At 68.3% G+C, this 12,953-nt stretch carries 15 protein-coding genes; 12 read left to right on the top strand and 3 right to left on the bottom strand.

What is annotated here, in order from left to right; all coding sequences use genetic code 11:
• Positions 1 to 6: 6 nt before the first annotated feature.
• Positions 7 to 180 carry a DUF7554 family protein gene (locus tag DM818_RS05235; protein ID WP_197738607.1) on the bottom strand — a complete coding sequence of 58 codons (174 nt, stop codon included), beginning with the start codon at positions 178 to 180 and terminating at the stop codon, positions 7 to 9.
• Positions 181 to 475: 295 nt separating this feature from the next.
• On the opposite strand from DM818_RS05235, the gene DM818_RS05230 reads away from it, so the two are divergent.
• The 9 genes from DM818_RS05230 to argF all read left to right on the top strand — a co-directional run bounded on the left by DM818_RS05230 (position 476) and on the right by argF (position 9,494).
• Positions 476 to 1,768: an argininosuccinate synthase gene (locus DM818_RS05230; protein ID WP_075937773.1), complete on the top strand. Its 1,293-nt coding sequence runs from the start codon at positions 476 to 478 to the stop codon at positions 1,766 to 1,768.
• Entirely contained in the window at positions 1,769 to 3,217 is a 1,449-nt protein-coding gene (argH, locus tag DM818_RS05225) for an argininosuccinate lyase (protein ID WP_153952401.1), read from the top strand.
• A 181-nt stretch (positions 3,218 to 3,398) separates the two neighbouring features.
• The gene (gene lysW, locus DM818_RS05220; RefSeq protein WP_075937775.1) at positions 3,399 to 3,563 is read left to right on the top strand and encodes a lysine biosynthesis protein LysW; all 165 of its coding nucleotides are present in this window, start codon (positions 3,399 to 3,401) and stop codon (positions 3,561 to 3,563) included.
• Positions 3,564 to 3,566: 3 nt separating this feature from the next.
• Positions 3,567 to 4,433: a lysine biosynthesis protein LysX gene (lysX, locus tag DM818_RS05215; RefSeq protein ID WP_153952400.1), complete on the top strand. Its 867-nt coding sequence runs from the start codon at positions 3,567 to 3,569 to the stop codon at positions 4,431 to 4,433.
• The gene (gene argC, locus DM818_RS05210; protein ID WP_075937777.1) at positions 4,430 to 5,461 is read left to right on the top strand and encodes an N-acetyl-gamma-glutamyl-phosphate reductase; all 1,032 of its coding nucleotides are present in this window, start codon (positions 4,430 to 4,432) and stop codon (positions 5,459 to 5,461) included. Before lysX ends, argC begins: the two co-directional genes overlap by 4 nt.
• A 142-nt stretch (positions 5,462 to 5,603) precedes the next feature.
• A complete protein-coding gene (locus DM818_RS05205; RefSeq protein WP_153952691.1) occupies positions 5,604 to 6,413 on the top strand; it encodes an acetylglutamate/acetylaminoadipate kinase in 810 nt (269 codons plus the stop codon).
• A complete protein-coding gene (locus tag DM818_RS05200; RefSeq protein WP_075937778.1) occupies positions 6,410 to 7,537 on the top strand; it encodes an aspartate aminotransferase family protein in 1,128 nt (375 codons plus the stop codon). Before DM818_RS05205 ends, DM818_RS05200 begins: the two co-directional genes overlap by 4 nt.
• The gene (locus tag DM818_RS05195) at positions 7,534 to 8,610 is read left to right on the top strand and encodes a [LysW]-lysine hydrolase (RefSeq protein ID WP_075937779.1); all 1,077 of its coding nucleotides are present in this window, start codon (positions 7,534 to 7,536) and stop codon (positions 8,608 to 8,610) included. Before DM818_RS05200 ends, DM818_RS05195 begins: the two co-directional genes overlap by 4 nt.
• Entirely contained in the window at positions 8,607 to 9,494 is an 888-nt protein-coding gene (argF, locus tag DM818_RS05190) for an ornithine carbamoyltransferase (RefSeq protein ID WP_075937780.1), read from the top strand. Before DM818_RS05195 ends, argF begins: the two co-directional genes overlap by 4 nt.
• Positions 9,495 to 9,500: 6 nt before the next feature.
• Here argF and DM818_RS05185 read toward each other — a convergent pair whose 3' ends face one another.
• Positions 9,501 to 9,968, bottom strand: coding sequence for a histidine kinase (locus DM818_RS05185; RefSeq protein ID WP_123123690.1), 468 nt, complete (start codon positions 9,966 to 9,968; stop codon positions 9,501 to 9,503).
• 122 nt (positions 9,969 to 10,090) lie between these two features.
• On the opposite strand from DM818_RS05185, the gene DM818_RS05180 reads away from it, so the two are divergent.
• The 3 genes from DM818_RS05180 to thrC are packed head-to-tail and all read left to right on the top strand — an operon-like array spanning position 10,091 to position 12,226.
• Positions 10,091 to 10,468 carry a helix-turn-helix domain-containing protein gene (locus tag DM818_RS05180; RefSeq protein ID WP_075938449.1) on the top strand — a complete coding sequence of 126 codons (378 nt, stop codon included), beginning with the start codon at positions 10,091 to 10,093 and terminating at the stop codon, positions 10,466 to 10,468.
• A 47-nt stretch (positions 10,469 to 10,515) separates the two neighbouring features.
• Positions 10,516 to 10,872 (top strand): winged helix-turn-helix transcriptional regulator, encoded by a 357-nt coding sequence (locus DM818_RS05175; RefSeq protein WP_075937782.1) that lies wholly within the window; start codon positions 10,516 to 10,518, stop codon positions 10,870 to 10,872.
• 46 nt (positions 10,873 to 10,918) lie between these two features.
• Positions 10,919 to 12,226 (top strand): threonine synthase, encoded by a 1,308-nt coding sequence (gene thrC, locus DM818_RS05170; protein ID WP_153952399.1) that lies wholly within the window; start codon positions 10,919 to 10,921, stop codon positions 12,224 to 12,226.
• A 13-nt stretch (positions 12,227 to 12,239) separates the two neighbouring features.
• Here thrC and DM818_RS05165 read toward each other — a convergent pair whose 3' ends face one another.
• Entirely contained in the window at positions 12,240 to 12,935 is a 696-nt protein-coding gene (locus tag DM818_RS05165) for a hypothetical protein (RefSeq protein ID WP_153952398.1), read from the bottom strand.
• Positions 12,936 to 12,953 lie beyond the last annotated feature (18 nt).

Below are 12,953 nucleotides of genomic sequence, written 5' to 3'. Positions count from 1 at the left end.
CGGTCGTTAAATCCTATCGAGGAGGAACGCGACGATGAGCGCGATGATGACGAGCCCGATGATGGAGTCGAGTGCCCCCAACAGCGTGAACGTCAGGTCGAGAATCGCGCCCAGTATCTCCAACCCGACCCAGAGGGCGACGAGCACGAGCACGAGTTTCAACACGCCATCTTCGTCCATAATCCCGCGTTCGGCGGTCGGCCTGATAAGTCGTCGGGTGCGTGGGGTGTTACCACGGTCGGACAACGTTGCGCTTGCACAAGTGTTTAATATCGAGTGGTAGGTACGGAGAGGTACGATGCACCACACCCTCACTCGTGGCGGCGCGGCTTCCACGGCGAGCGGTGTGCTCGTTCTCTCGCGGCGACCGCGGCCGGGCCTTTGAGCCCGCACAATACCTATTTTCCACGACGGCCGCCCGCTCTCAACGATTTACCGCCCGGTCGGCGGTAGCCACACACCACACAACACACATATGACGGATACAGTTGCGCTCGCCTTCTCCGGCGGGCTCGACACGACGGTCTGCGTCCCGCTACTGAAAGAAGAGTACGGCTACGACGAGGTCATCGCGGTCACGGTCGACGTCGGCCAGCCCGACGCCGAGTTCGCCGAGGCAGAAGAGACGGCCGAGGCGCTCGGTCTCGACATCCACGTCATCGACGCGAAAGACGAGTTCGCCGCGCTCGCGCTCGATGCCGTGCGCGCCAACGCCACCTACCAGGGGTACCCGCTCGGCACCGCCCTCGCCCGCCCGGTCATCGCGAAGGCCATCCTCAGCGTCGCCGAGGAGGAGGGCTGTACCGGTATCGCCCACGGCTGCACCGGCAAAGGAAACGACCAGCTCCGCTTCGAGGCGGTGTGGCGCGACTCCGACCTCGAGGTCATCGCCCCGGTGCGCGAACTCGGTCTCACCCGCGAGTGGGAACAGGAGTACGCCGCAGAACGCAACCTTCCGGTCGAGGCCGGCAAGGGCGGTGACTACTCCATCGACACGAACCTCTGGTCCCGCTCCGTCGAAGGCAAGGAGCTCGAAGAGCCGAGCTTCGTCCCCGGCGAGGACATCTACGAGTGGACGGAGCCGCCGTCTGCCGCGACCGAGGAAATCGAACTCACCTTCCAGAAGGGGTATCCGGTCGCGCTCAACGGCGAGGCGTACGACGACGTGGAACTCATCGAGACGCTGAACGAACTCGCCGGCTCCTACGGCGTCGGCCGCACCGACGTGATGGAAGACCGCATGCTCGGGCTGAAGGTGCGCGAGAACTACGAGCATCCGGCCGCGACGACGCTGCTCAACGCCCACCAAGGACTCGAAGACCTCGTGTTAACGAAGGAGGAACGCTCTTTCAAAACGCAGGTCGACAATCAGTGGGCGGAGAAGGGGTATCAGGGACTCATCGACGGCCCGCTGATGAAGGCGCTCGATGCGTTCATCGCGACGACGAACGAGCGCGTGACGGGCACCGTCACCATCCGGTTCGAAGGTGGACAGGCGCGCGTCGTCGGGCGCGAGTCTCCCTATGCCGTCTACTCCGCCGAGGCTGCCTCGTTCAACACGGAGGCCGTCACCGGCAGCATCGAACAGGCCGACGCGACGGGCGTCGCGAAGTACCACGGCTTCCAGGAGCGACTCGCGAACCGCCGCATCGCGGCCGCCAACAAGGAGCAGGGCGTCACCGCCACCGACGGCGGGCTCGGCGAGGAGTCCCCTCTCTCCGGGACGGACATCGACGAGACGGCGAAGAAACAGGAGGAGGACGAGTAGATGAGCGAGGAGTCTGCGGGCGACGTGGTGCGACGCGAGCGGTTCAGCGGCGGCCCGGCCCGCGGATTCCTCTCGTCGCTCGCGGCCGACGAGCGCATCTTCCAGGCCGACCTGCAGGTGGACCGCGCCCACGTCGTCATGCTCGCCGAACAGGGCATCATCACCGGCGACGAGGCGAGCGAGATTCTCGCTGCGCTCGACGCCGTCGCGGCGAGCGGCCACGGCGACCTCCCCGACGGCGAGGACGTGCACTCGGCCATCGAGACGGCCGTCATCGACCGTATCGGTCCCGTCGGCGGGAAGATGCACACCGGGCGCTCGCGCAACGACGAGGTGGCGACGTGTCTGCGCTACCGCCTCCGCGGGGACCTCCTCGACACCGTCGAGACGGTGCTCGCCTTCCGCGAGTCGCTGTGTGAGCTGGCCGAACAGGAGGCCGAGACGACGATGCCCGGCTTCACCCACCTCCAGTTCGCCCAGCCGACGACCGTCGGCCACTACCTGCTGTCGTACGAGTCGGCGCTCGCCCGCGACACCGAGCGCCTGCTCGCGGCCTTCGACCGGACCAACCGCTCGCCGCTCGGCGCGGCGGCCTTCGCCGGCACGACGTTCGACATCGACCGCGAGCGCACTGCCGACCTGCTCGGCTTCGATGCAGTCGTCGAAAACAGCACGGACGCCGTCTCGGCGCGCGACTTCCTCACCGAGACCACCGCGGCGCTCGCGACGCTCGCGACGACGCTCTCGGGGGTCGCGGAGGACATCATCGTCTTCGCGAACAAGGGGTACGTCGACCTCCACGACGACTACGCGTCGACCTCCTCCATCATGCCACAGAAGAAGAACCCCGACTCGCTGGAGCTGGTGCGCGCTGCCGCTGGCGACGCGAGCGCCGGTCTCACCGGCCTGCTCACGACGCTGAAGGGGCTACCGCGCGCGTACAACCGCGACCTCCAGCGCGCTCACGGCCACGCGTTCGAGGCTATCGACGCCGTGACCGAGGCGACGGAGGTGGCAGCGGGCGCAGTCGCCACCGCCGACTGGAACGACGAGATGCTCGCCGCGGAGGCGGGTGCGGGCTTCTCGACGGCGACCGGCGTGGCCGACCTGCTTGCCGCCGGTGGACTCCCGTTCCGTACCGCCCACGAAATCGTGGCGGAGGCCGCAGAACGGGGAGCCGACCGCGCGGCCGTCGAGTCGGCCGCGAGCGAGGCGGGCGTCGACCTCGACGCGTACGTCGAGCCCGCCGCACTCGATGCCGCGCTCGACCCGACCGAGAGCGTCGCCTCGCGCGACTCCCACGGTGGACCGGCACCGGAGGCCGTTGCCGGCGCGCTCGACCGTGTCGCGGGCGATATCGCCGACGCCGAGGCCGCCCTCGCTGCGCGCCGCGAGACGCTCGCCGACGGGGCGACTCTCCTTGAGACGGAGGTCGATTCCTATGTGTGAGCCGCTCCCGCGGCGGCGGCCACTGCCGCCGTCCCCCTCCGGGGACACATAACAACATTCTGGTACTCGAATCAGAAACCGGCTCTCGACGCGCTCTACCTCGATAGCAACGGCACTACGCAGTTATTTTTCGTTGACACGTTCGACGGGCTTAAGGGGGTGTGGTGTCGATAGGTGACTGATGACAGAGTGCATTGAATGTGGAGCGGACGTGACCCTCCACGACGATTTGGAAGTCGGCGAGATTGTTGACTGTGCGACGTGTGGCGCGGAACTCGAGGTGCTGGGGACCGACCCCGTCGAGCTCGACACCGCGCCCGAACTGGAGGAAGACTGGGGCGAGTAAGCGATGCGAATCGGCATGTTGTACTCGCGGATTCGCCGGGACGAGAAGCTCCTCCTCTCGGAGCTGCGCGATCGCGGCCACGACGTTGTAAAGATTGACGTGCGCAAACAGCGGTTCGGGCTGACGGAGCCACCGGCCGACATCGAGGACTGTGACCTCGTCGTCGACCGCTGTCTCGCGACCTCGCGTTCGCGATACGTCACCCGCTTCGTCGAGCAGTACGACGTGCCGGTCGTCAACGACCCAGAGACCGCTGCCGTCTGTGCGGACAAGGCGCGCAACAGCCTCGTCCTCGCGGACGCCGGAATTCCGACCCCGAACACCGAGGTCGCCTTCACCAAGGAGGCGGCCATGGAGATCATCGAGTCGTTCGGCTACCCCTGCGTCATCAAGCCGGTCGTCGGCTCGTGGGGTCGCCTGATGGCGAAAATCGACACCCGCTCGGCGGCCGAGGCCATCCTCGAACACAAGGAGACGCTCGGCCACTACGAGCACAAGGTGTTCTACATCCAGGAGTTCGTCGAGAAGCCGGGCCGCGACATCCGCGTGCTCGCCACCGACGGCGAGCCGGTCGCCGCGATGGCCCGCTCGTCGGACCACTGGCTCACCAACGCCGCGAAGGGCGCGGAGACCGAACACATCGAGGTGGACGACGAGATGCGCGACCTCGTCGCCCGCGCCAGCGAGTCGGTCGGGGGCGGACTCCTCGGCGTCGACCTGATGGAGACGGGCGACTCCTACACGGTCCACGAGGTGAACCACACGGTCGAGTTCAAGGCGCTCAACGAGGTCGCCGAGACCGACGTGCCCGGCACCGTCGTGGACTGGCTCGAAGCCCGCGCCGAGGCCGGGATGGAGGCCACCGTATGAGGGCCGCCGTCGTCGGCGGCTCCGGCTTCACCGGCGGCGAGCTGTGTCGGCTCGTCGACGGCCACCCCGACTTCGAGCTGGTGCAGGCCACCTCCCGCGAGTACGAGAACAAGACCGTCGGCCACGCCCACCCGAATCTCCGCCATCTCGACCTCCGGTTTTCGGACCCCGCGGACCTCGAATCGGTGGACGTGCTGTTTGCCGCGACGCCACACGGCGTCTCGATGCAACACATCGACGCGTTCCAGGACGCGGCCGACACCGTCGTCGACCTCTCTGCCGACTTCCGGCTGCCCGAGGCGTCGGCGTACGACGAGTACTACGACGGTCACGACCGCCCGGAACTGCTCGCCGACGCCGAATACGCGCTCCCGGAGCTGAACCGCGACAACCTCCCCGGCGCGACTCTCATCGCCGCCGGCGGCTGTAACGCGACCGCCTCCATCCTCGGGCTGCTCCCGCTCTTCGAGGCCGACATCCTCTCGGGTGACGAACGGGTCGTCATCGACGTGAAGGTCGGCTCCTCGGAGGGTGGCGCGAGCGGCGGAAAGGCCGCCTCACACGCCGAGCGGTCGGGCGTCGTCCGGCCGTACGCGCCGACGGGCCACCGCCACGAGGCCGAAATCAGCGAGTATCTCGGCATCGACGTGTCGTTTACCGTCCACGCGGTCGACATGATTCGCGGCGCGAGCGCGACCTGCCACGTCTTTCCCGACTCGCCCGTCTCCAAGGGTGACCTCTGGGGAGCCTACCGCGGCAGCTACGAGGACGAGCCGTTCGTCCGGCTCGCCTCGGGCGGCGGTGGCGTCTATCGCTACCCCGAGCCGAAGGCCGTCGCCGGCTCCAACTTCGCGGAGGTCGGCTTCGAACTCGACGCCGCGAACAAGCGGCTCGTCGTCTTTTCCGCCATCGACAACATGATGAAAGGCTCCGCCGGCCAGGCCGTCCACGCCGCCAACATCGCCTACGGCTTGGACGAGACCGCCGGTCTCGAACACACCGGCCTCCACCCGGTGGGAGCGCCGTGATGTCCGCCGCCGCGATTTTTCAGACAGCAGTGCAGTCGGATTTCAGTACCATGAGGAACGACGATTTTCAGACGAGTACGAGCACAGCTCCTCGGAAGCCCCCGACCGGTAGCTCGGCCGGCGTATCCACGAGGTGGACAGCGTGACCGTCGTCGTCAAAATCGGCGGCGCACGCGCCGTCAACCCCGAGGGCGCGCTCGCCGACATCGCCGAGTTGGACGAGGACTGCGTCGTCGTCCACGGTGGCTCCACCGCCGTCGACGACACCCTCGACGCGATGGGGACGGAACCGGAGTACGTCGAGACGCCGTCGGGCGTCGTCGGCCGCTTCACCGACGAGGAGACGATGGACGTGTTCAAGATGGCGCTGCCCGGGCTCGTGAACACCGACCTCGTCACCGGCCTCCAGAACGCCGGCGTGGACGCCGTCGGGCTCTCCGGCGTTGACGGCGGCCTGCTCACGGGGAAACGTAAGTCGGCCGTCCGTGTCGTCGAGGACGGCAAGAAGAAAATTCGCCGCGGCGACCACTCCGGGACGATTCAGGACGTGAACGCCGACCTGCTCGACACCCTGCTCGCGAGCGGCTACACGCCCGTCGCGTCGCCGCCGATGCTCGCCGAGGGAACTGCCGTCAACACCGACGCCGACCGCGCGGCCGCCGCCGTGGCGGGTGCACTCGGCGCGACCCTCGTCGTCCTCACGGATGTGGAGGGCGTTTACACCGACCCCGACGACCCGAGCACGCGCATCGAATCCGTCGCGACCCCAGACGAGTACGACGCGCTCACCGACGCCGCAGAAGGGTTCATGACCCGGAAGGTGATGGCCGCCACCGAGGCGCTCGAATCCGGTGCCCGCGAGGTCGTCGTCGCGTCGGCCAACGCCGAACGACCGATTGTGACCGCGCTCGATGCGGGTGGGACCCACATTCACCCGGAGGCGCTCGAATGAGCTCCTTCGTCTTCGCCGAGAAGCCCATCCCGATGGAGTCGGGCGAGGGCGCGATACTGACCGCGCGTGACGGCACCGAGTATCTCGACTTCGGGGCCTCCTACGCCTGTACGCCCGTCGGCCACTGCCATCCGGACGTGGTCGACGCCATCACGGAGCAGGCGAAGGACCTGCTGTACGTGCAGGCTTCCTACCCGCAGGCGGCCCGCACCGCGTTGTACGACCAACTCGCCGACGTTGCGCCGAGCGACATCGACAACGTCTGGCTCTGTAACTCCGGCACGGAGGCGAACGAGGCGGCGCTGAAGTTCGCCCGCTCCGCCACCGACCGCACCAAGATTATCGCGACGACCCGCGGCTTCCACGGGCGCACGATGGGCGCCCTCGCCACGACGTGGAAAGACGAGTACAAGGAACCCTACGAGCCGCTCATCGGCGACGTGGAGTTCGTCCCCTACGGCGACGCCGGGGCGATGGCCGAGGCCGTCGACGACGAGACCGCGGCCGTCATCCTCGAACCGCTGCAGGGCGAGGGCGGTATCAACCCCGTCCCGACGGAGTATCTGCAGGCGGTGCGCGTCCACACCGCACAACACGGCGCTGCGCTCGTCATGGACGAGATTCAGACCGGGCTCGGGCGCACGGGGACGATGTGGGCCTGTGAACAGCACGACGTGGTGCCGGATGTCCTCACCTCGGCAAAGGGACTCGCCTCGGGACTTCCGCTCGGGGCGACGCTCGTTCGCGACTGGGTCGCCGACGGCGCAGCCAGCCACGGCTCCACCTTCTCCGGGACGCCGGTCGTCTGTGCGGCCGCCGGCGCGACGCTCGACGTGCTCGAACGGGAGAATCTCCCCCACCACGCGGCCGTGATGGGCCAGTACCTCCGCGACCAGCTCACAGAGCGCGTCGGCGACGACGTGCGCGAGGTGCGCGGCGAGGGGCTGATGGTCGGCATCGAGGTGAAACGCGGGGCGAACCGCCTGCTGCGCGAGCTAGCGCTCAACCATCAGGTGCTCGCGCTCCCGGCCGGCCGGACCGTGCTCCGACTGCTCCCCCCGCTCGTCGTCGACGAACAGGAGTGTGATGCGGTCGTCGATGCAATCGAGGCGGTCGTGTCGTGACCCGGGCCGCGCTCGCTTCCGACGACAGCGCGGACACCGAGGCGCGTGGACTGCTGTATGACCTCGTGTCGATTCCCTCGCCGACCGGCGAGGAGCGCGAGGCCGCAGAACGACTTGCGGCGTTCTTCGAGGCCAACGACCGCGAGGTGTGGATTGACGACGTGGGCAACGTGCGCGCGCCGGCCGACGACTCGCTGCTCCTCACCTCACACATCGACACCGTCCCCGGCGAGATTCCGGTGCGCGTCGAGGACACCGACGACGTATCAGAGTACGAGGCGGACGGCCCCGTCCTGTGGGGCCGCGGCAGCGTCGACGCGACCGGCCCGCTGGCCGCGATGGCCGTCGCCGCCGTCCGCACGGGCGTCTCCTTCGCCGGCGTCGTCGGCGAGGAGGTCGACTCCCGCGGTGCCCACCACCTCGTGGAGACCCGCGACGCTCCCGACGCCGTCATCAACGGTGAACCATCCGGCTGGGACGGCGTCACCCTCGGCTACCGCGGTATCCTCTCGGGAACGTACGTCGCAACAAGCGAGTCCGGCCACACCTCCCGACCCGAACCGAACGCCATCCAGCACGGGCTGGGATGGTGGAACCGCGTCGAGGACAGGTTCGAACACGACCCCTACGAGCCGACGTTCGAGCAGGTGACGGCCAAGCCGATTGCCGTCGACGGCGGGACGAGCGAGGACGGACTCAGCGTCGAGGCGACCCTCGACGTACAGCTTCGCGTCCCGCCCCGACTGTCGGTCGCTGACGTGCGCGAGCGCGCCGACGCCGAACTCGACGCCGGCCACGTGAACTGGCACGACTCCGTCCCGCCGGTGATGGTCTCACCGCGCAGCGAGGCGGCCCGCGCGTTTCGGGTGGCCATCCGCAACGCCGGCGGCGACCCGCGGCTCCTCCGGAAGACCGGCACCAGCGACATGAATCTGTTCGCGCCGTGGGACGTGCCGATGGCGACGTACGGTCCCGGCGACTCCGACCGCGACCACGCACCCGACGAACGGCTCCCGCTTGCGGAACTCGACCGCGCGACCGCGATTCTCGAAGAGGTGGCGACACGCCTATGACACACTTCACCGACATCGACGACCTGACCCGCGATGAACTGGCCGACGTACTCACCCGCGCCGAGGACCTGAAAGAGCGGCTCCGGCGCGGCAAGGCCCACCCCGAACTCGCAGGCGACTCGATGGCGATGATTTTCGAGAAGCCGTCGACGCGTACCCGCATCTCCTTCGAGACCGGAATGACCCAACTGGGCGGACACGCCCTCTTCCTCGGCCCGAACGACATCCAACTGGGCCACGGCGAACCCATCAAAGACACCGCGCGCGTCCTCTCGCGGTACGTCGACGTGGTGATGGCCCGGATGTTCGACCACTCGGACGTGACCGAACTCGCCGAGTACGCCTCGATTCCGGTCGTCAACGGGCTGACCGACGACGCCCACCCGTGTCAGACGCTCGCCGACCTGCTCACGATCCGTGAGCTAACCGGCGGCTTCGACGCCTCCGTCGCGTGGGTCGGCGACGGCAACAACGTCTGTCGCTCGCTCATCAAGGGGGCCGCGATGACCGACCTCGACCTGACTGTGGCGACGCCGGACGGCTACGGTCCCGGGAGCGACGTGCTCGACCGGGCGGGCGACCTCGGCGGGTCGCCGACGCTCACCGACGACCCCGACGCCGCCATCGCCGACGCCGACATCGTCTACACCGACGTGTGGGTGTCGATGGGCCAGGAGGACGAGCGCGAGCAGAAGCTCGCGGCGTTCGACGGCTTCCAGATCACGCCCGAGCGACTGGGCGACCGGCCGCTGATGCACTGTCTGCCCGCCCACCGCGGGGAGGAAGTGACCGATGCCGCGCTCGAAAGCGACAACGCCGTCGTCTGGCAGCAGGCCGAAAATCGCCTCCACGCACAGAAGGGGCTGCTCGCCGGGCTCGTCTGAGCCGGCCTACAGGTCGCGCGTCTGCGTGAACACGCCCGCGGCGACGACGCCGTAGACGACGTGCCACAGCAGACTCGGGGGCGCGAAGTTCGGCAGCGGCGGCGCGTTCGGAAAGCCGACCGTCTGGAGCCACACCGGCATCACGAGGGCGGCGAGCACGACCCACGTCGCGATGCCGTACACGACACCCGCACCGACTACCTTTGCCGATTCGTCGAGTCCCGCCGCGCCGACGATGCCGGCGAAGACGACACCCAACACCGCCCCGTGAGAGATGTGTACGACGAGTCCAGCGGCAGGATTCAGCGGGGGCGCAAGCCCGTACAGCGCCGGAATCGCACCGCCCAACACGCCGTTTGCCCCCATCGCGAGCATCACGACGGCCATCACTGCCCCGCCCGCGATGCCCGCGAGGACACCGCCTTTCCACGAGTGGTCCGTCGATACACCGGTCGACTCTGTCTGTGTTGCCATACCGACACCTGCGAGTGTTACATAAAAGAGCCGGCGCGTGTGCGTGGTTGTGTGTCCGGGTCACACGGCCGCACGCGCGCCTGTGTCGGGGTTTGATGTGTATTGCCGTCGAACACAGCGCCATGCAGAGTGATCCGGACCCGAGTCGGTTCCGCGAACTGATGCTCGATTCAGAGCCGGGGTTCGAGGACGTCCTCGCGTGCGTCTTCGGGATGCAAGATATCGAGGTACGAACGTATCTGACGCTGTTAGACGAGCCGAACACCACCGTGGCCGGGCTCGCCGAGCGGCTCAACCGCGACCGCTCGAACGTGAACCGGTCGCTGTCCACGCTCCGCGAGAAGGGACTCGCGACGCGCCGGCGCGAACTGCTCGACTCCGGCGGACACGTCTACCAGTACACCGCAACCCCCGTCTCCGAGGCGCGTGAACTGATGCACGAGACGCTCGACGAGTGGACCGCGTACGTCCACGACCGCATCGACGAGTTCGGCCGCTGAGTACTTTCTAACGGTAACCCTTTCTGCGGTCGGTCGAATGGTGACGTATGTCTGCCGACGACACCGACGACCGACTCGAAGTGTGGTGTGCCGGCGAGGAGTGGTGTCCCATCACCGCGACCGCGACCATCCTCGGCAAGAAGTGGCACCCAGTCATCATCCACCGGCTCATCGCCGAGGAGCGGGGCTTCAACGACCTCCAGCGGGCCGTCGACGGCATCTCCTCGAAGGTGTTGTCGGACTCGCTCGAACAGCTCGAAGACCACGGGCTCGTGGCTCGCGAGGTCGTCAGCGAGAAGCCGTTCCGCGTCGAGTACTCCGTCACCGAGCGGGGAGCCTCGCTCGAACCCGTCATCGAGTCGATGCGCGAGTGGGGCGAGACGCATCTGGCCGCCGAGGAGTAACTGTCGCGACCGCCCGCTATTTGTGCCGTGACCGCACACATGGAGCATGGCCGACCTGACGCTGCCCGACCACCCTACGCCGCCCGAAGGAGCCGACGACGTGTGGCTCCACTGCATCGAGTGTTCGCACACCCTGCCGCCGTTCGACGATGTGGTCTTCACCTGTCCGGAGTGTGACGGCCTGCTTGAGGTTCGCTACGCCGAGTATCCGACCTTCGACGACTTCGCCGGCGACGAGCGCGTTTGGCGCTACAGCGCCGCGCTCCCGTTCGAGGCTGGGGTCTCGCTCCCCGAGGGCGGCACCCAGCTCCACGAGGTGCCGCGACTGGAAGCGGACCTCGGCGTCCGGAATCTTCGGGTCAAACACGAGGGGATGAACCCGACCGGCTCGTTCAAGGACAGAGGAATGACCGTCGGCGTCCGGGTCGCACAGGAACTCGACGTGGACCGACTCGCCTGCGCCTCGACCGGCAACACCTCGGCCGCGCTCGCGGCCTACGGTGCCCGCGCCGGACTCGAAACGCTCGTCCTCCTCCCCGAGGGGAAGGTCGCCGCCGGGAAGATTGCACAGGCGAGTCTCCACGGCGCGCGCATCCTCGAGGTCGAGGGGAACTTCGACGACTGTCTCGACCGCGTGCAGGACCTCGCCAACCGCGGCGAGGCGTATCTCCTGAACTCCCTGAACCCGTACCGACTGGAGGGGCAGAAGACCATCGGGCTCGAAATCCTCGAACGGTTCCGCAACGAGGAGGGTCGGTTTCCGGACCGCATCGTCCTCCCCGTCGGCAACGCGGGCAACACCGCTGCGCTGTACAAGTGTTTCCGCGAACTCGTCCAGTCGGGGGCGCTCGCTCCCGGCGACGTGCCGAAGCTGACGGGCGTGCAGGCCGAGGGTGCCGCGCCGATGGTGGAGGCGATTCGCGAGGGGAACGACGAGACCCGCCGCTGGGAGGAGGTCGAGACCATCGCGACGGCCATCCGCATCGGCAACCCCGTCAACGCGCCGAAGGCGCTCCCCGGCATCCGCGAGACGGGCGGCACGGCCGTCGCCGTCTCCGACGAGGAGATCACCGAGGCACAGCGCGACCTCGCCGGCGAGGGTATCGGCGTCGAACCGGCGAGCGCGGCAAGCGTCGCCGGGCTCCGCAAACTCGTCGCCAGCGGCGAGGTCTCTACCGGCGAGGACGTGGTCTGTCTCACGACCGGCCACCTGCTGAAGGACCCCGACGCCGCCGCCGCTGCCGGCAACGCGCCCGAGGGCGTCCCGAACGACACCGACGACATCCTCCGACACCTCGCCGGCAAATCCATCGGCGGGAGCGGCCTGCTCGGCCTGCTCCGTCGTCTGCTGTAGGCTGTTTCTCTCTTCACCTGCTGACTCGCCGCCCACCGGCGAGTATCGCGGCGACGAGGAGTCCGCCGGCGACCACGCGCAGCGGTCGCCCGACGACGTAGCCGAGCACCGCCCCGACCGGCCCCGACGGACCGAAGACGACCCGCGTTCGTCCGAAGCCGTCGGTCGCCGCCGCCGGCCAGCGTGCGGTCCCGTTCGCGCGCTCGCCGTTGCCCGGAACGCGCCGCGGTACCGTCTCGCCCGGCCCTCGAACCGTCACCGCGTACTCCCCGATCGAGGGGCGGTAGCTCGACTGGTCGAAGTCGAACACCACGACGCCGCCGACTCGCTGCGTTGCCGGCCGTTGGCCGCCGTAGCGCACGGTGAACTGCTGTCCGTCGAGCGTCGCCGTCAGGTTCCGTGGCCGCGTGACGATGCGCTCGCTTTCGGCGACGCGCTCGCGGTACGACTCGTCCGTCCGGAGTCGTCGCGCCGTCTCCTCGCCGACGGTCGCCGTCTCCACCCACCGGGTCGTGCCGTCCTCGGCGATGGTAATCGTAAGTGAACTCTCCACTATCGTCGCGTCGGGCTGGTCGGGCGGATACCCCTCATCGTCGGCCAGTCCGCAGACCCCACACACGTCGACGGGTGGCGGTGCGCCGCTGGCGGCGCTCGCGGCGAGTACGATACCGAACAGGAGTGCAAGGAGGGCAAGCGTGGACCGTCGCATACGCCACTCGTGACAGCC

Source organism: Halosegnis longus (genome assembly GCF_009663395.1).
GTDB classification, from domain to species: Archaea; Halobacteriota; Halobacteria; order Halobacteriales; family Haloarculaceae; genus Halosegnis; species Halosegnis longus.
The sequence above is the reverse complement of the archived record's forward strand: the minus strand, read 5'-3'. Positions and strand labels throughout refer to the sequence as shown.